This window comes from Sphingomonas sp. Leaf242 (assembly GCF_001422045.1).
Taxonomy (GTDB): domain Bacteria; phylum Pseudomonadota; class Alphaproteobacteria; order Sphingomonadales; family Sphingomonadaceae; genus Sphingomonas.
Genome location: NZ_LMLW01000011.1, coordinates 42,701 through 59,214, shown reverse-complemented (window position 1 = coordinate 59,214; position 16,514 = coordinate 42,701). Strand labels below are relative to the sequence as shown.

Genomic DNA, 16,514 nt, shown 5'->3' with positions numbered 1-16,514 from the left:
CGTTTCCCAATTGGACCCCGGCCTTCGCCGGGGTGGTGGCCCTTGATATGGGGCGGGGCCGCGAACCCTACCGCGCCGCCAACAACGCCAGCGCTCGCCCCATCAGCCCCGCAAACCGCACCTCGTTCACGCCGTCATCCTCCCGGTGCCAATTCCCAGTCGCCGCATACCAGCGCCCGTCCTTCGCCTGCACCAGATAGTTCAGCGCAATCACCCCAGGCTCGCCACCGCCCTTGAACCCGACATACCCAAACCGCTTGGCGATCGCCGGATCGACCCCCGCATTGACCGCCAGCACCGCCCGCGTCGTAGCGTCCGCCCCCCGCAGCGCGTTCAGCACCACAGCCATCGACGCCGGGCTCGAAAACCATTCGACGCTTTCGATCGCCACCGGCTTCCCCGCGAACACCGTCGGATCCAATTTGGCAGTGGAAATCCTTACCGCATTGTCCAACAGCAGCGCGCGCCGCGCATCCACCGACCCCGCCGCCCAGGCCTTTGCCAGTGCCGGATCCCCCTTCAACGCGAACATCTCGCGCGTCGTCATCACCGGAACGCTGCCGCCAGCCGCTTCGGCCATCGCATCGACCTTCGCGCGTCCGAGCGTCGTCAGCAGCGTATCCGTCGCGGTGTTGTCGCTGATCGAGATCATCATCGTCGCCAGCGTCTGCACCGTCACCGGCGACTCCGCGGGCCAGGTCTGCAACACGCCGGAGGGCAGGGATGGCGCTCCGACCTTCACGACGTCCGCCCAATGCCGCTCGCCCGCCGCAACCTGCCGCGCAAGTTCCGCGAGCACCCAGAGCTTGAACGCCGACCCAAGTGGCGCCGCCACATCCGCTCGATATTCCAGGATCGGCTTGGGCCTGCCGCTGCCCAGTGCATACAGCCCGAACCCGCTAGCCCCCGGCAGCGCGCGAAACTCCGCTTCGAGCTTGGCGAGGCTGTCGTCACGCGGCGCTGTGCCGGTAATCAGCAATCCGGTCGCGGCATGCGGCGGGGCGGGGTCGATCACCAGGCGGACGCTCGCCGTGCCGCGCGCGTAGCCAACGGTCAGGTCCGCCGACCATGCCGAGGTCGCGGTCAACGTCTCGATCTTCTGCGGGGCGCCGAGCGCGGTCTTCAATTGCGCGGCGATGACCGACAGTTGCGCCGCCGGGACCTTGTCGCGGAAGCTCGCCGCGAAATATGTTTCATACGACCCGCGGCCGTCCAGTATCGCGACCAGCGCGTCCGCCTTGGCGCGCAACGCCGGGTCTGGCGCTATGCCCTGCGCCGCGACTCCGACGGGCAGTACCGCCAGCAGGAGCGCGAACAGCCGGAGCGCCAGCTTTTTCATCAGTTCTTCAGCTTCCAACCGCTCTTCAGCAACCGGTAGCAGAGCGTCGCCAGCACCAGATCGATCACCAGGATCACGATCCCGCCGATCATCACCGGCGAGTCGGCGATCCCGAGGAACCCATAGCGGAAGCCCGAGATGATGTAGAAGAACGGGTTGGCATGGCTGAACGCACGAAACGCCGGCGCGAGCTTGTCCACCGAGTAGAACGTCCCCGACAGCAGCGACAACGGCGCGATCACGAAGTTGGTGACCGCCGCGGCATGATCGAACTTGTCCGCCCAGATCGACGTCAGCACGCCGAGTAGCGCAAGGAACACCGCACCGAGCAAACCGAACCAGACGATCGCCAGTGGCGCATGCGGCGTCACGTGCACGCCCGGATACAGCGCCATCGCCGCCCAAACGACGATCCCGACGATCACCGCACGCGTGATCGCGCCACCGACCAGCGCGGCCAGCAACTCACCCGTCGACAAGGGCGGCTGGAGATAATCGACGATCGTCCCCTGCATCTTGCCGGCCAGCAGCGAGAAGCTGGCATTGGCGAACGCCGGCCCCATCATGCCCTGCGCGATGATCAACCCCGGCGCGATGAAATCGGCGAAATCGACGATCTGGCCATCGACCGGTACCGGGCTTTTCGCGCCGGTCGCGATGGTGAATACGATCAGAAACAGCAGCGTCGTGATCGCCGGCGCCCACACCGTCTGAAGCTGCACCTTGAAGAACCGGCGCACCTCCTTGATATAGAGGGTTCGCAATCCCTCCCAGTTCACGCTCTTGATGACGGGAACGCCGGGGGCGGAGTGCACCGCCGAATGGATTTCACCGATTGGGGGCTGGCTGCTCATAGGCGTTGCGGGTAATCGCTGCCGCTGCCGCCCGCAACCCGGCTGAGCAAGACTAAGGAACGAACATGTCCTGGACCGACGAGCGCATCGCGACGCTCAAGACGATGTGGGAGGCCGGCCAGACCGCCAGCCAGATCGCCGAAGCACTGGGTGGCGTGAGCCGCAACGCCGTCATCGGCAAGGCGCACCGCCTCGAGCTGCAGGCGCGCCCGTCGCCGGTGAAGCCGAACGATCCCGAGGCGAAGGCGGCGGCTGCCGCCGAGGCAACGGCGTCGGCTGCGGCAGCGGCTTCCGAGCCGGTCGCGGCACCGGAGCCGGTCGAGGTCGAGGCCGCCAAGCCCGCTCCGGTAGCACCGCCCGTCGTCGCAGCGGCCAAGCCCGCGGCACCGGTCGAGCCCGAGCCGGTCGCCGAAGAGCCTGAGGACGACGAGGACGAGGATGAGGACGAGGCTGCTCTGGCGGTCGCCGCGCCCGTCCGTGCGCCGCAGCCGATCCTGCGGTCTGTCGGTCCCGGCGGTTTCCTCCGGCAGGCGCCCGGCGAGCAGCAGCCGCCGAGCACGCCCGCCCCGCCGCGTCGCCTCGTGCCCGCCAAGCCGTCGGCGGAGATGGCGAACAAGACGAGCCTGCTCGAACTGAACGACCGCATCTGCAAATGGCCGCTCGGCCATCCCGGCGAGCCCGACTTCCATTTCTGCGGCAAGGCGGTGAACCCCGGCTTCCCGTATTGCGTCGACCACTGCGGCCACGCGTACCAGGCGCAGCTGCCGCGTCGCGATCGTCGTCCGACGCCACCGCTGCCGTTCGGCGGTCCGCGGCCTCGATAAGCCTGTTGATGCGGGCGGGCCGTAAACCCCGTCCGTCATCCTGACGAAAGTCAGGACCCAGGATACCGAGAGGCTACCCCGTTTGGCTCTGGTCCTGACTTTCGTCAGGATGACGAGGTGGGTGGTACATTGATCGTTGCATAGAAAAGGCCGCTTCCTTGTGTAGGGAAGCGGCCTTTTTCATATCACGCTAGCCATGGGCAAAGCCCATGTCGTCGGACGCGGCTAGCCGCGCCGGCCGGGCTTGGGCGAGTCCGCTGCCAGCTTGGCAGCGGCCGCCCTTCGCCTTAAAACCGGAACGCGGCGGTTGCGCGCAGGCTGTGCCAGCGGAAATAGTCGAAGTTGCGACGGAAGTCGGTGCCCGACGCATTGCCGCGCGTGAAGGGACCGCCGACGGGGCCGCCCGAGGCGCGGACGCGGTAATCGTCGTCCTTGTAGCGGTGGAACAGATATTCGAGACCGATCGAGAAGTTCTTGCCGAGCTTCTGCTCGATCCCGCCGCCGCCGACGAGGCCCCACTGCTTGCTGTCGCCGTTGGTGGTGAAGGTGTTGGCGGTGTTGCCGGTCGTGAAGCTGTTGTCGATGTTGGCATAGCCGCCGCCCGCCGTGCCGTAGAACAGCGTGGTGTTCGCGGCATAGCCTGCGCGAACGCGCGCCGAGGCTTCCCATTTCAGGTCGCGGGTCATCGTGTAGAACGCCGGCGTCGTGCTGAACGCGGAGACGCTGTCGCTGATCTCGCTCTTGCCGAACTCACCGACCACGCCGAAGACGATGTTGCCGCGCTGGATGTCCGCGCCGACGCGACCGTAATAGGCGATGCCGTCCTTGTCGTTGCGGCACCCTGGGCCACCTCTGCTGGGGGCGACGTTGTTGGTCGCGCGACCATTGCAGAAGCCTGGCGAGAAGGCGTTGGCGACGGTCGCAGTCGAGATGGTGTCGGTGAAAACGCCGTCCAGATTGCGATCGAACTCGATCGTCTCGCCGACATCGTTGGGCTGCACGTCATAACCGAACGACCCGCCGATATAGACGCCGCTGAACGGCGCATCCGCGGTCGTTTCCTGTGCCGCAGCAGGTGCTGCCAGCCCGAGGGCCGCACTAAGCGCCGCTGCGCCAGCAAGCGCCGCCTTCATCGTTTCGTTCATAGTCCACTCCCGGAAAGTTTCATGACAGGTTTGTTAGAAACGGTGGATGCAGAGAAAATTATCCTGCGTTCCCAACAATAACTGGCAACGTGACTTTTTTGTAACAGGTGGAACAAACGGAGGCTGTGGCTTTGTCTGACGGCTAGGGCTACGCTTGCGTCATGGCTGAAGATCTGTTCGCGTCTCCGGGCGCACCCGGCGTCGGCAAACCCGCCGCCAATACCTATGACGCCTCCTCGATCGAGGTTCTCGAAGGCCTCGAACCCGTCCGTCGCCGCCCCGGCATGTACGTCGGCGGCACCGACGAGCGCGCGCTGCATCACCTCGCCGCCGAAGTGCTCGACAACGCGATGGACGAGGCGGTCGCCGGCCACGCCACGCGCATCGAAGTCACGCTCGAAGCGAACAACCGCCTGACGATCGTCGACAACGGCCGGGGCATCCCTGTCGATCCGCACCCGAAGTTCCCTGACAAGTCCGCGCTGGAAGTGATCCTCTCGACGCTCCATTCGGGCGGCAAGTTCGCCGGCAAAGCCTATGCGACGTCCGGCGGCCTGCACGGCGTCGGCATCAGCGTCGTCAACGCGCTATCGTCCGACACTGTCGTGGAAGTCGCGCGCGACCGCCAACTGTATCGCCAGCGCTTTTCGAAGGGCCTGACGCTCGGCCCGATCGAGCATCTGGGTCCTACGCCCAACCGTCGCGGCACCAGCGTCGCCTTCACGCCCGACACCGAGATCTTCGGCAGCGAGCTGAACTTCAAGCCGCAGCGCCTCTACAAGCTCGTCCGCTCGAAGGCGTACCTGTTTGCCGGCGTCGAGATCCGCTGGCACTGCGCACCCGACCTGATCGCCGACGACACCCCCGCACAGGCCGTGTTCCAGTTCCCCGGCGGCCTCGCCGACCACCTCCGCGACCAGATCGCCGGCCGCGAGTGCGCGACCTCCGACTTCTTCTCGGGCTCGCAGGATTTCCCGAGCGCGAACGGCGAGACGCAGGGCCGCGTCGAATGGGCGGTCGCATGGCCGCTGTGGAGCGACGGCTCGTACAGCTGGTATTGCAACACCATCCCGACCCCCGACGGCGGCACGCACGAACAGGGCCTCCGCCAGGCACTGGTCCGCGGCCTGCGCGCGTTCGGCGATCTCGTCGGCAACAAGAAGACCAAGGATATCAGCGCGGACGATGTCATGGTCGGCAGCGAGCTGATGCTGTCCGTGTTCATCCGCGAGCCGCAATTCCAGAGCCAGACCAAGGATCGCCTCACCAGCCCCGAAGCCGCCGGCCTCGTCGAAAAGGCGGTGCGCGATCATTTCGACCATTTCCTCAGCCACAACATGGAGCGCGGCAAGGCGCTGCTGAACTATGTGCTCGAGCGGATGGACGAACGCCTGCGCCGCAAGCAGGAACGCGACGTCAAGCGCAAGACCGCGACCTCCGCGCGGAAGCTGCGGCTGCCGGGCAAGCTCACCGACTGCTCGGCGAACTCGCCCGAAGGCACCGAACTCTTTATCGTCGAGGGTGATTCGGCCGGTGGTTCGGCGAAACAGGCGCGCGACCGAAAGACGCAGGCGATCCTTCCGATCCGCGGCAAGATCCTCAACGTCGCGTCGGCGACCAGTGCCAAGATCTTCGCCAACCAGGAGATCGCCGACCTGACGTTGGCGCTAGGCTGCGGCACGCGGAAAGACTGCACCCCCGACACGCTGCGTTACGAACGCATCGTCATCATGACCGACGCAGACGTCGACGGCGCGCACATCGCCACGCTGCTAATGACGTTCTTCTTCCAGGAGATGCCCGAACTCGTCCGCCGCGGGCACCTCTACCTTGCGCAGCCGCCGCTCTACCGCCTGACCGTCGGCACCAAGAGCGTCTACGCACGCGACGACGCGCACCGCGCCGAACTCGAACGCACGGTGTTCAAGGGCAAGAAGGTCGACGTCGGCCGCTTCAAGGGCCTCGGCGAGATGAACCCGAGCCAGCTCCGCGAAACCACCATGGACCCCGCCACCCGCGGCATGCTCCGCATCACGCTCCCGCAGGAATATGAAGAGCGCGCACAGGTGAAGGACCTCGTCGACCGCCTGATGGGCAACAACCCCGCGCACCGCTTCGCCTTCATCCAGGAAAATGCTGGGCGCATGGACGAGGAAGCGATCGACGCATGATGGTTTGGCTGCTGTTGCTGACGCAGGCCGCGTCCCCCACCATGCCCGTCCAGAGCGCGCCGCCGATCGTGTCGCAGGTCCGGTCCGTAGCGCCGGATACGGACCGTGCGATTGTCGTGGTCGGGCGTCGTCTGGAGGAGACGCGATCCGCGCTGGACGCGTGCCTGGCGCGAAAGTGTCCGCCGATGGACGATATGCGCGCGACGCTAGCGCATGCCGACAACCAGTTCGTCAAAGGCGATATCGCGGGATCGCGCGAGACGCTGATGAAATCGATCGGTCGCAACCGGCGCTTCGCCAAGACTTATCCGATCGCGGTGGCCGGGTTGTTTCGGGCGAACGGTCGGATCGCTGCGCACCTCGGCGAGGGGGACAGTTACCGGATGTCGACGCTCGACGGTTACAGCGCGTTAAAGGCGGGACTGCCCGATACCGATCCGCACGTGCTGTCGGGCAGCCTCGAACTCGCCGACATGTTCGCGCGGCTGGGGCAGACCGATACCGCGCTCAGTCGCTATCGGTCGGTCGTCAAGACTGCGCATCAAACCGGCAATCTGGTCGTCGAGGGCTTTGCCCGCTTCCGGATCGTGTTGCTGCTCGATGCGCAGGATCGCGAGACCGGGCTGTACGGCACGGCGCTCAAGACCGCGATCGGCGATCTAGCGAGCACCACGGAGCCAGCGTTGCAGCCGTTTCGCGATGCACTGCAGTCGGTTACGGCGCTGCGGGCGGCGCGCAAGGGCGATATGTCGGGCGTTGATGGGGTCGTCGCTAAATACAGGTCGCTCGGCCTGAAGACTCCGTTGCTGGTGTACGCACCGACGCTCGACATGATCGATGCCCCGGTGAGCACGTCCGCCAATCTTCGCAGTAGCGCGCGCGACGTGGACGGTCAGTGGGTCGATTTCAGCTACTGGATCAAACCCGACGGCACCGTGGGCGACATCGATATCGTCCGGGAAAGCCCGAGATTGCAGCGTTGGTGGGTCGGCCCGGTGCAGAAGATGCTGGGCGGGCGCCGTTATGCCGCGCTGGCCTTGCCGGCGACCGATCCGGGGTTGCTCCGGGTCGAGCGGTTTTCGCGGACGGCGTTCTGGGTGACAGGGTCGGACAGCCGGATGCCCGTTCGCGCCGCAGAGTCGAGGCTCGAGTCGCTCGATCTGACCGAGCCCGACGCCAAACCGACGACGTTAGCCCAGCCCAAGTCTTGAGGGACGCCGTCGGGTATTCCGTATGCAAGCGGTGTTGCCCCCAACGTCGTGCGCTCGTATCAGGCGGTTCGGGCGGCCGCTAAGGGTCGCCCTCGCTGTTTGAAGGAGCTTGCCGTCGTGACCATCACCCCGCTCATGCCCGTCTACCCGCGGTGTGGCGTGCGTCCGGTCCGAGGCGAGGGCGCGTACCTCTTCGGCGAGGACGGCCAGCAGTATCTCGATTTTGCGAGCGGCATCGCGGTCAACGCGCTCGGCCACGCGCACCCGCACCTGACCAAGGCGATCGCCGAGCAGGCCGCGACGCTGATGCACGTGTCGAACCTGTACGGGTCGCCGCAGGGCGAGCACCTCGCGCAACGCCTCGTCGACAACACATTTGCCGACACCGTTTTCTTTACGAACTCGGGCGCGGAAGCGGTCGAGTGCGCGATCAAGACCGCACGGCGCTATCACTTCGCCAACGGCAACCCGCAGCGCCACACGCTGATCACGTTCGACACCGCCTTCCACGGGCGTACGCTCGGCGCGATCTCGGCGACCAATCAGGCGAAGATGCGCGACGGGTTCGAGCCGTTGCTGCCTGGGTTCGCCTATGCGAAGTTCAACGATCTCGAAGGTGCGCTCGCGCTGATCGACGACAACACCGCGGGCTTCATGGTCGAGCCGATCCAGGGCGAGGGTGGCATCCGCCAGGCCTCGCATGAGTTCCTGACGGGCTTGCGGAAAGCGTGCGACGAGCACGGCCTGTTGCTGGTGCTCGACGAGGTCCAGTGCGGCTATGGGCGCACCGGCAAGTTCTTCGCGCATGAGCTGTACGGCATCACGCCGGACATCATGTCGGTCGCCAAGGGTATCGGCGGCGGCTTTCCGCTCGGCGCCTGCCTCGCGACCGAGGAAGCGGCCAAGGGCATGGTCGCGGGCACGCACGGCTCGACCTATGGCGGCAACCCGTTGGCGATGGCGGCGGGCGAGGCGATCCTCGACGTGATGCTCGAGGATGGCTTCCTCGAGAACGTCACGGCGATGGGCGACCGGTTGCGGCAGGCGCTCGAGCAGATGATCCCGAACCACGATCATTTGTTCGACAGCGTCCGCGGCACCGGGCTGATGCTCGGGTTGAAGCTGAAGAGCGACAGCCGCGCGTTCGTCGCGTTCGCGCGCGACAACCATAATCTGCTGCTGGTGTCGGCGGGCGAGAACGTCGTCCGCATCCTGCCGCCGCTGGTGATCGACGAGAGCCACATCGCCGAGTGCATCGACAAGCTGTCGACCGCCGCGCGCGTCTACGTACCCGCCGCCGACGATTGAAACTGATCCTCCCCGGTACGGGGAGGGGGACCATGCGAAGCATGGTGGAGGGGGCTTTCCCCGCAGCGTAGCGCCGTGGAGGTCCCCCTCCACCCCGCTCTGCGAGCGCGGTCCCCCTCCCCGTGCCGGGGAGGAATAATGCGTCATTTCCTGAATCTGACCGACGCCGGAGCCGACGGCATCGCCGCGATGCTGACCGACGCACTCGATCGCAAGGCGGCGCGCGCCGGCTTCTCCAAGGGCCGCGCCGATACCGATGCGCCGCTTGCCGGCCACACGCTCGCGATGGTCTTCGAAAAGAGCTCCACCCGCACGCGTTTCTCGTTCGACATGGCGATCCGCCAGCTTGGCGGCACCTCGATCGTATCCGACGGCGGCTCGATGCAGCTCGGTCGTGGCGAATCCATCGCCGACACCGCGCGCATCCTGTCGGGCTATGTCGACGCGATCATGATCCGCACCGACGATCACGCCAAGATCGAGGAGATGGTGCATTACGCTTCCGTCCCGGTCATCAACGGCCTGACCGACGCGTCGCATCCGTGCCAGATCATGGCCGATTTGCTGACGATCATCGAGAGCGGCAAGACGCTGCCCGGCCTCAAGGTCGCGTGGCTCGGCGACGGTAACAACGTGCTCGCCTCGATCGTCGAGGCGGCGGGGCTGATGCAGTTCGACGTCGTCGCGGCGTGTCCGCAGGGATTCCAACCGGAAGAAGAGGCGATCGTCCGCGCTTCGGGCCGTGCCCGTGTCGTGGCCGATCCGCGTGAGGCTGTCGAGGGCGCGGACATCGTCGTCACCGACACCTGGATCTCGATGGGCCAGGCACATGCCGAGACCAAGCTGAAGGCGCTGACGCCGTATCAGGTCGACGCCGCGCTGATGGCGATGGCCAAGCCCGACGCAAAGTTCCTCCACTGCCTGCCCGCGCACCGCGAGGAAGAGGTGACGTCGGACGTCATCGACGGCCCGCAGTCGCTGATTTGGCAGGAAGCGGAGAACCGCCTGCACGCGCAGAAGTCGGTCCTGCGCTGGTGCTTCGGGCAGATCGGTTGAAGCGCCGGGTCGGTTGAAGCCACGGGGTTCGCACCCCATTTTCGTCATTCCCGCGGAGGCGGGAACCCATAACCGCTACCGGCTCGGCTTTCACGGTCGTTTGCCATTATGGATCCCCGCCTGCGCGAGGATGACGAAGGAACGATGGTGAACGACCCCAACATGACCGATCTCGACCGTGCACTGGCCTTCGCGATCCCCGCGCGCAGTGCACGCGGCCGGATCGTGCGGCTCGGCACCGCGCTCGACGAAGTGCTCGCCGCGCACGCCTATCCGCCGGCGATCGAGAAGCTGCTCGCCGAGGCGCTCACGCTCGCCGCGTTGATCGGTTCGACGCTCAAGGATTCGAGCGGCCAGCTGACGATGCAGACGCGCACCGACAACGGCGTCGTCCAGCTGCTCGTCTGCGATTATCGCGGCGGCGAAGTACGCGGCTATATCGAGTACGACGCGGACAAGCTCGCCGAGGCCCCCGCCGAACCATCGCTGTTCGCGCTGTTCGGCGCCGGCTATCTCGCGATCACGTTCGACATGGCGACTAGCAACGAGCGCTATCAGGGCATCGTCCCACTCGACGGCGATACGCTGTCGCAGGCCGCGCAGAGCTATTTCACGCAGTCCGAGCAGATCCCGACGATGATCCGCACCGGCATGGCGAAGGGTGCCGATGGTCGCTGCATCTCGGGCGGGCTGTTCCTCCAGCATCTCCCAGAGGGCGAGGACGGGCGCGAACGCCTGCATACCAAGCTCGATCATCCGGAATGGGAGCATGTCGCCACGCTCGGCAACACGATGGGCGTCGATGAACTCACCGATGCGACGTTGCCGCTGGAGACGCTCGTCTGGCGCCTGTTCAACGAGGAGGAGGACGTCCGCATCCTCGCGGATATCCCTATCACGCGCGGGTGCCGCTGCGATCCGGAGTACATCAAGGGCGTGATCTCGAAGTTCCCGATCGAGGAACGGCGATCGATGGCGGACGAGAGCGGGTTCATCATCGTCGACTGCGCGTTCTGCGCGACGAAATTTCCCGTGCCCGTCGACGAGTGATGCACTTTTGCCGGTCGATCGAGCCGCTAACGTAAGGAATTAACGCCCCATTTACTTATGTTAGGTATAGATCGGGGTGTGCTTTTTATTCAGCACGTTTTTCTCCCTTGTGGCGCGATCCGCGCCAACCTCAGGGGCTGCCTCACCGGGCGGCCCCTTTCTTTTTGCGCGCCGCTGGCCTAGCGCACTCCGCATCATGACATCCCCTGCTCCCTTTGCGGTCGCGCTCGTTTCGGGTGGGCTCGACTCGATGATATCCGCCGCGATTGCGCGCGAAGCCGGCCAGCGGCTGCTCGCGCTGTCGTTCGATTATAACCAGCGTCACCGGATCGAACTCGATGCGGCGGGGCGCGTCGCCGCTGCGCTCGGCGCCGAACGCCATATCGTCCTGCCGATGGACCTGTCCGCGTTCGGCGGCTCCGCGCTGACCGCCGATATCGACGTGCCGAAGGACGGCGCAGGCACCGAAGACGGCGGCGGCATCCCCGTGACCTATGTCCCGGCGCGCAACACGATCTTTCTCAGCCTCGCGCTCGGCTGGGCCGAGGCGGCGGGCGCGCGCGACATCTATATCGGCGTCAACGCGCTCGATTATTCGGGCTACCCCGATTGCCGTCCCGAGTTCATCGCCGCGTTCGAAGGCCTTGCCGAACTCGCCACGAAAGCCGGCGTCGAGGGCGAACCGTTCCGCATCCAGGCGCCGCTCCAGCATATGACGAAGGCGGATATCGTCCGCGAAGGCACGCGGCTCGGTCTCGACCTCGGGCTGAGCTGGTCGTGCTACGATCCGACTCCGGACGGCAGGCATTGTGGCGAGTGCGACAGCTGCCGGCTGCGCGCGCGCGGCTTCGACGAGGCCGGGATCGCGGATCCCACCGTCTATGCCGTGAAGCCCACCTGACATGAGCTATGCGGTCAAGGAGATGTTCCTGACGCTGCAGGGCGAGGGCGTGAATGCCGGTCGCCGCGCGGTGTTCGTGCGGTTCGCTGGCTGCAACCTCTGGTCCGGCCGTGAACAGGATCGCGCGACCGCGGTGTGCCGGTTCTGCGATACCGAGTTCGTCGGCACCGACGGTCTCGGCGGCGGCAAGTTCGCCGACGCGCAGGCGCTGGCGGCGGCGGTCGCCGGCTTCTGGGGCGAGGGCGCGTGCGACCGTTTCGTCGTGCTGACCGGCGGCGAGCCGATGCTCCAGATCGACGACGCAATCGTCGATGCGCTGCATGAGCAGGGGTTTCGGATCGCGATGGAGAGCAACGGCACGATCCCGGCGCATCCCGGGATCGACTGGGTGTGCATCAGCCCCAAGGCCGGCAGCATCATCGTCCAGCGCACCGGCGACGAACTGAAGCTGGTCTGGCCGCAACCGGGGACCGATATCGAGGATATCGAAACCTGGGACTTCGCCAATCTGCTGCTCCAGCCGCTCGACGACCCACGCGCGGACGCCAATCGCGTGGCGTGCGTCGATCTGGTCATGCAGCGGCCGCAGTGGCGGTTGTCGTTGCAAACGCACAAGCTGCTGGGGTTGCGCTGAGCGAAGCGGGGTCGGCGGTTGGTATCCTGTGATCCCGGCGAAAGCGGGGATCAGTTTGGCGCGCATCGCCCTCTGACGTCGGGACAAGGAAGGTGGGGGCGGCAGCCAGGGTTCGGCCGATATCCCTCGCCGATATGTGTCCGTCATCCCCGCGGAAGCAGGGACCCAGATGCTCGAACGGTCGCGATCATGTCGCTGGCGTTTGCCACTATGGGGTCCCGCCTGCGCGGGAATGACGGTAAAATGTTTGTCAGGGATAGGGTCCGGGTCTTACTGCCCGGCCATCCCGACGCCCGCTGGCGGCCAGTTCTGCGCGCCGCACTTCTTCTGTACCCACTCGCCCTTCTTGTTCCAGCAGATCGCGTCGAGCCGCGGCATCGTCGCGCGGTCGCGGCCGATATAGCGCGGGAAGCGCTGTTCGCCCCACGGGATCAGGCTGTTGCGCAGCTCGCGCGAGCGCGCCAGCGCGACCTCGAACAGGTGCCCGCGCGGCGCGAAGACCGCATCGCGACCGATCGACGAGGCGGTCTTGCAGAAGCCGAACTGTGCGGCGACCGTGGCGAAGCTCGAATAGGTGCGCGTGCCGAACTGGTCGAGCGCGGTCTGGCCGGCCTTGACCCCGGAGGCCTTGTTCACGCGCGCGAAGTATTTGGTCAGCGTCGTGAACGAGTTCTTCAGCTCTTCGCTGTGATCGGAGATCATCGCGTTGTAGTTGGGCACGGTCAGCAGGGTCGGCTCGAACTGGCACTGCAGCGCCGCGACATTGAGCGCGGCGCGCATGTGCCACACCAGCGCCGCGCGGATTTCGTCCTGCGTCGCGCCGGGCAACACCTGGCCGAGATCGGCTTCGTCGCCGACCACCGCCGCACCCGAAAAATCGCGCGACTGCAAGAAAAACTGCGCCGACGCCGACTGGGCTACAGCCAGTCCACTCGTCGCCACGCATAGCGCAAGCGCGGTACGCAACACCTTCATTCCAACCTCCCCGGGATCTTCAAGTCATCGATTCTAAAGCGTTTCGACGCCGCTCCCAAGTGAATTTAACTATAGAAGGCGGGCGGCAGCGTCGATGTTCGCCGAACGGACGGTTTTTCGTCGCAGGCGAAATGATTCCGCGGTCGACGGCGGGTATGTGCCCTTCCCGATCGGTCGGCGTGGCCGCGTGTCTATCCCGCGGACGGCGCGAGCAAACGCGAGAAGCCCGCAAACGCAAAGGGCCGCCCGGTCGCCCGGACGGCCCTTTCGCAGCACGACGTCCCTTTCGGGCATGCCGTACCGCAGCAGTAATTCCCTTGCGGAAATTACATTGCGTTGTTGGTCACCGCGGTGTCGTTCGACATCATCGTGTCGTTCGCCATCATGGTGTCGTTGGCCATCATGCCACCGTTCGACGCACCGTCGACTGCGGTCATGTTGTCGGTCATCGTGTCCATGCCTTCGCTGGCATTCATGTCGGTGACCATCGTGTTGTCGGTCGTCGTCTCGGTCTTCGGACCGCACGCCGAAACGGCGAGTGCTGCGCTGGCGATCAGCGAACCGGTCAGGACCTTGGAAATGAGTGCACGCATGTGGAAGCTCCCTAGATAGAGGATTTGGCTGGCTGCTCGCCCTTAATACCCAAATCGTAGTGGACATTAATCCGATAACGCTTTGCCCTCAAGCCTCGTTTTCTCAAGGACAAGAAACTGTTTCAAGGAAAGCATCGGCCGTCAACGCGAGGGCGGCGTCGAAGGTTGCAAGGTCGGCCGGAATACCGAGCGATTGCAGGCTCGTAACGCCGTACTCCGGCAGGCCGCACGGGACGATGCCACCAAAATGGGCCAGATCGGGCGCGACGTTCACCGAGAAGCCGTGGAGCGTCACCCAGCGCCTGACCCGTACGCCGATCGCGCCGATCTTCGCCTCGCGGCCCCCCGGAGCATTGGGATCGAGCGTCCAGATGCCGACCCGGCCATCGACCGCGAACGCCTCGACACCAAGCTCGCCCAGCGCCGCGATCACCCACGATTCGAGCGCGTGGACATAGCGGCGTACGTCGCGCCCGCGCTTGGTAAGGTCTAGCACGACATAGCCGATCCGCTGGCCCGGCCCGTGATAGGTGTATTTCCCACCGCGGCCGGTTGGGATCACCGGAAAGCGCGCATCGATCAGGTCGCCCGGTTCGGCACTGGTGCCCGCGGTGTAGACCGGCGGATGTTCGAGCATCCACAGCAGCTCGCGCGCCTCGCCCACGCCGACCGCCGCCGCGCGCGCCTCCATCTCGGCCAGCGCGTCGGCATAGGGGGTCAGGCCGGCGCTGGTCCGCCATTCGATATCGTCGGGCAGGGGGATCGTCACCGACCCCAATTGCGCACCCGCACGCCGACTTGCAAGCGGGCGTGCAACCTGTGGTCAAGCGCAAGGGCTTCGGCTAACCCGCGCGCTACAGGAACCCGGGGGAGTTTGGCGCATGGTGAAGATGGGGACGGTCTGGGATCGCACGATCGAGGTGCTCAACGGGCGCACCGGCATGATTGCGCCGATCGCACTGCTCGGCATGCTGCTGCCCAGCGTGATCCGTGACGGCTATGTCGCGTTCGCTGCACAGGGAACGATGAGCTTCGCGCTGATCGGAAGCATTTTGGCGATCGGGACGTTGGTCGCGATGCTCTGGTCGCAACTCGCGATCGTCGCAATCGCGACCGATCCCGCCACCGATGCCGCGTCCGCGCGCCGAGACGCTGGTGCGCGCGTGCTCCCGGCGCTCGGCATCACCGTCCTGATCACGCTTGTCGCGGCGCTGCTCGTCGTGCCGCCGATGATCGTCCTCATCCAGTCGGGGTTCGATTTCACCGCCGCCGCGAATGGCCGCAGCGCGCAGATGACTCCGCCGAGCGCTGGCGTTGCGGGTTTCATCGCGCTGTACAGCCTCGCGTATCTCCTGGTCGCGATCTGGATCGGCGCGCGGCTGGTGCTGCTCAACCCGGTCATCTTCAACGAACGGCTTGGGATCGGCGCGATCCGCCGCTCTGTCCAACTGACCAGGGGGCTGACGTGGCGGATCATCGGCGTGCTGATCCTGTTCGCGGTGGTCATGCTTGTGTCCACCTGGGCCGCGCAGTCGGTGACCGGGATCGTCTTCCGCCTCGCGCTCGGCGCCGACGGGATCGCCACCGCGACCTTCCTGTCGGGTGTCGCCGCGACGATCGTCACCACCGCCTTCACCGCGCTCGCCGCCGTCTTCACCGCGCAGCTCTACGTCGCGACCAGAGAGAAACACGCCGTTCCATGAAGCTCGATTTCGCGACCGTCCTCACCGATGCCTGGACGCTGTTCAAGCGCGACCGCGACCTGCTGCTGCGGATCGCCGCACCGTTCCTGTTCCTGCCTGCGTTCGCGCTCGCGCTGGTCGTACCCGATCCGCCGATGCCCGATGCGGCGGCGGGCAACAACGAAGCGCAGGCGATGGTCTGGGCCGACGCGGTGCAGACCTGGGCAGCGGCGTATGGCGGCTGGTATCTGCTCGCCTATGTGATGAGCTTCTTCGGCACGTCGCTGTTCTACGCGCTGTATCTCGACCGCGAGCATCTCGACCTGCGTGCAAGCCTGACCCGCTGCCTGCGGATTTTTCCGCGGTTCCTGCTGGCGATGGTGATCGTCTCGCTGCCGGCCGGCGCGGGGCTGCTGCTGTATGCGATCCCCGGCCTCTACATCCTTGGTCGGACGATGCTGACCGGTCCGGCGCTGTTCGCCGAAGCCCCGCTCGGCGCGCTCGGCGCGATCCGCCGCAGCTTCACGCTCAGCCGCGGCGCGGGGTTGCCGCTCATGGGGCTGGCGGCGTTCAGCTATATCAGCGGCTGGCTCGTCGGAGCGCCGTTTATGATGGCTGACAAGGCGTTGCGTGACGCCGGCGAGGCCAACCCGGTAGCGCTCGCAATCGTCGACGCCGGCGCCGCGGTGGCGGCGATGGCGGCCGGCATCGCGATGGCCCTGATCGCGATCTCCGCTTACCGCCGCTTGGCGCGGTAGGGCCAACTCCACC

General features: G+C 66.0%; 16 protein-coding genes. 10 read left to right on the top strand and 6 right to left on the bottom strand.

Annotated features, from left to right (window positions below; translation table 11 throughout):
• Positions 1-67: 67 nt before the first annotated feature.
• Together ASF09_RS16190 and ASF09_RS16185 are read right to left on the bottom strand one after the other, a co-directional pair.
• Positions 68-1,339 carry a serine hydrolase gene (locus ASF09_RS16190; protein ID WP_060527157.1) on the bottom strand — a complete coding sequence of 424 codons (1,272 nt, stop codon included), beginning with the start codon at positions 1,337-1,339 and terminating at the stop codon, positions 68-70.
• Positions 1,339-2,193, bottom strand: a complete 855-nt coding sequence (locus ASF09_RS16185) for an ABC transporter permease (protein WP_060527156.1) — start codon at positions 2,191-2,193, stop codon at positions 1,339-1,341. Before ASF09_RS16185 ends, ASF09_RS16190 begins: the two co-directional genes overlap by 1 nt.
• Before the next feature lie 65 nt (positions 2,194-2,258).
• Between ASF09_RS16185 and ASF09_RS16180 the strand changes: the two genes are divergently transcribed.
• Positions 2,259-3,017, top strand: a complete 759-nt coding sequence (locus tag ASF09_RS16180) for a GcrA family cell cycle regulator (protein WP_060527155.1) — start codon at positions 2,259-2,261, stop codon at positions 3,015-3,017.
• A gap of 287 nt (positions 3,018-3,304) precedes the next feature.
• Here the strand turns inward: ASF09_RS16180 and ASF09_RS16175 are convergent, their stop codons facing one another.
• Positions 3,305-4,162: an outer membrane protein gene (locus ASF09_RS16175; protein ID WP_235529860.1), complete on the bottom strand. Its 858-nt coding sequence runs from the start codon at positions 4,160-4,162 to the stop codon at positions 3,305-3,307.
• 161 nt (positions 4,163-4,323) lie between these two features.
• On the opposite strand from ASF09_RS16175, the gene parE reads away from it, so the two are divergent.
• The 7 genes from parE (at position 4,324) to queE (ending at position 12,493) form a co-directional block, all read left to right on the top strand.
• On the top strand, positions 4,324-6,333 hold the full coding sequence (parE, locus tag ASF09_RS16170) for a DNA topoisomerase IV subunit B (RefSeq protein ID WP_060527154.1): 2,010 nt from the start codon (positions 4,324-4,326) through the stop codon (positions 6,331-6,333).
• The gene (locus tag ASF09_RS16165) at positions 6,330-7,544 is read left to right on the top strand and encodes a hypothetical protein (RefSeq protein ID WP_060527153.1); all 1,215 of its coding nucleotides are present in this window, start codon (positions 6,330-6,332) and stop codon (positions 7,542-7,544) included. The genes parE and ASF09_RS16165 overlap by 4 nt, the downstream gene beginning before the upstream one ends.
• A 117-nt stretch (positions 7,545-7,661) precedes the next feature.
• On the top strand, positions 7,662-8,852 hold the full coding sequence (locus tag ASF09_RS16160) for an aspartate aminotransferase family protein (RefSeq protein ID WP_060527330.1): 1,191 nt from the start codon (positions 7,662-7,664) through the stop codon (positions 8,850-8,852).
• Between the two features lie 138 nt (positions 8,853-8,990).
• A complete protein-coding gene (argF, locus tag ASF09_RS16155; protein ID WP_060527152.1) occupies positions 8,991-9,908 on the top strand; it encodes an ornithine carbamoyltransferase in 918 nt (305 codons plus the stop codon).
• Between the two features lie 144 nt (positions 9,909-10,052).
• On the top strand, positions 10,053-10,958 hold the full coding sequence (gene hslO, locus ASF09_RS16150) for an Hsp33 family molecular chaperone HslO (RefSeq protein ID WP_060527329.1): 906 nt from the start codon (positions 10,053-10,055) through the stop codon (positions 10,956-10,958).
• A gap of 196 nt (positions 10,959-11,154) precedes the next feature.
• Positions 11,155-11,859 carry a 7-cyano-7-deazaguanine synthase QueC gene (gene queC, locus ASF09_RS16145; RefSeq protein ID WP_060527151.1) on the top strand — a complete coding sequence of 235 codons (705 nt, stop codon included), beginning with the start codon at positions 11,155-11,157 and terminating at the stop codon, positions 11,857-11,859.
• A 1-nt stretch (position 11,860) separates the two neighbouring features.
• The gene (gene queE, locus ASF09_RS16140; protein WP_060527150.1) at positions 11,861-12,493 is read left to right on the top strand and encodes a 7-carboxy-7-deazaguanine synthase; all 633 of its coding nucleotides are present in this window, start codon (positions 11,861-11,863) and stop codon (positions 12,491-12,493) included.
• A gap of 270 nt (positions 12,494-12,763) precedes the next feature.
• Here the strand turns inward: queE and ASF09_RS16135 are convergent, their stop codons facing one another.
• From ASF09_RS16135 to lipB, 3 genes are all read right to left on the bottom strand, one after another.
• The gene (locus ASF09_RS16135) at positions 12,764-13,468 is read right to left on the bottom strand and encodes a hypothetical protein (protein ID WP_056055478.1); all 705 of its coding nucleotides are present in this window, start codon (positions 13,466-13,468) and stop codon (positions 12,764-12,766) included.
• Between the two features lie 326 nt (positions 13,469-13,794).
• The gene (locus ASF09_RS16130) at positions 13,795-14,061 is read right to left on the bottom strand and encodes a hypothetical protein (protein WP_056055480.1); all 267 of its coding nucleotides are present in this window, start codon (positions 14,059-14,061) and stop codon (positions 13,795-13,797) included.
• Between the two features lie 103 nt (positions 14,062-14,164).
• Positions 14,165-14,830 (bottom strand): lipoyl(octanoyl) transferase LipB, encoded by a 666-nt coding sequence (lipB, locus tag ASF09_RS16125; RefSeq protein ID WP_443025030.1) that lies wholly within the window; start codon positions 14,828-14,830, stop codon positions 14,165-14,167.
• Positions 14,831-14,942: 112 nt separating this feature from the next.
• Between lipB and ASF09_RS16120 the strand changes: the two genes are divergently transcribed.
• Together ASF09_RS16120 and ASF09_RS16115 are read left to right on the top strand one after the other, a co-directional pair.
• The gene (locus ASF09_RS16120) at positions 14,943-15,764 is read left to right on the top strand and encodes a hypothetical protein (RefSeq protein ID WP_060527149.1); all 822 of its coding nucleotides are present in this window, start codon (positions 14,943-14,945) and stop codon (positions 15,762-15,764) included.
• Positions 15,761-16,501, top strand: coding sequence for a hypothetical protein (locus ASF09_RS16115; protein WP_060527148.1), 741 nt, complete (start codon positions 15,761-15,763; stop codon positions 16,499-16,501). Before ASF09_RS16120 ends, ASF09_RS16115 begins: the two co-directional genes overlap by 4 nt.
• Positions 16,502-16,514: the final 13 nt, after the last annotated feature.

What these genes read in the sequence shown, in the direction of transcription:
- ASF09_RS16190 (WP_060527157.1), bottom strand. Translation starts at nt 1,339, where the DNA reads ATGAAAAAGCTGGCGCTCCGGCTGTTCGCGCTCCTGCTGGCGGTACTG.
- ASF09_RS16185 (WP_060527156.1), bottom strand. Translation starts at nt 2,193, where the DNA reads ATGAGCAGCCAGCCCCCAATCGGTGAAATCCATTCGGCGGTGCACTCC.
- ASF09_RS16180 (WP_060527155.1), top strand. Translation starts at nt 2,259, where the DNA reads ATGTCCTGGACCGACGAGCGCATCGCGACGCTCAAGACGATGTGGGAG.
- ASF09_RS16175 (WP_235529860.1), bottom strand. Translation starts at nt 4,162, where the DNA reads ATGAACGAAACGATGAAGGCGGCGCTTGCTGGCGCAGCGGCGCTTAGT.
- parE (WP_060527154.1), top strand. Translation starts at nt 4,324, where the DNA reads ATGGCTGAAGATCTGTTCGCGTCTCCGGGCGCACCCGGCGTCGGCAAA.
- ASF09_RS16165 (WP_060527153.1), top strand. Translation starts at nt 6,330, where the DNA reads ATGATGGTTTGGCTGCTGTTGCTGACGCAGGCCGCGTCCCCCACCATG.
- argF (WP_060527152.1), top strand. Translation starts at nt 8,991, where the DNA reads ATGCGTCATTTCCTGAATCTGACCGACGCCGGAGCCGACGGCATCGCC.
- hslO (WP_060527329.1), top strand. Translation starts at nt 10,053, where the DNA reads ATGGTGAACGACCCCAACATGACCGATCTCGACCGTGCACTGGCCTTC.
- queC (WP_060527151.1), top strand. Translation starts at nt 11,155, where the DNA reads ATGACATCCCCTGCTCCCTTTGCGGTCGCGCTCGTTTCGGGTGGGCTC.
- queE (WP_060527150.1), top strand. Translation starts at nt 11,861, where the DNA reads ATGAGCTATGCGGTCAAGGAGATGTTCCTGACGCTGCAGGGCGAGGGC.
- ASF09_RS16135 (WP_056055478.1), bottom strand. Translation starts at nt 13,468, where the DNA reads ATGAAGGTGTTGCGTACCGCGCTTGCGCTATGCGTGGCGACGAGTGGA.
- ASF09_RS16130 (WP_056055480.1), bottom strand. Translation starts at nt 14,061, where the DNA reads ATGCGTGCACTCATTTCCAAGGTCCTGACCGGTTCGCTGATCGCCAGC.
- ASF09_RS16120 (WP_060527149.1), top strand. Translation starts at nt 14,943, where the DNA reads ATGGTGAAGATGGGGACGGTCTGGGATCGCACGATCGAGGTGCTCAAC.
- ASF09_RS16115 (WP_060527148.1), top strand. Translation starts at nt 15,761, where the DNA reads ATGAAGCTCGATTTCGCGACCGTCCTCACCGATGCCTGGACGCTGTTC.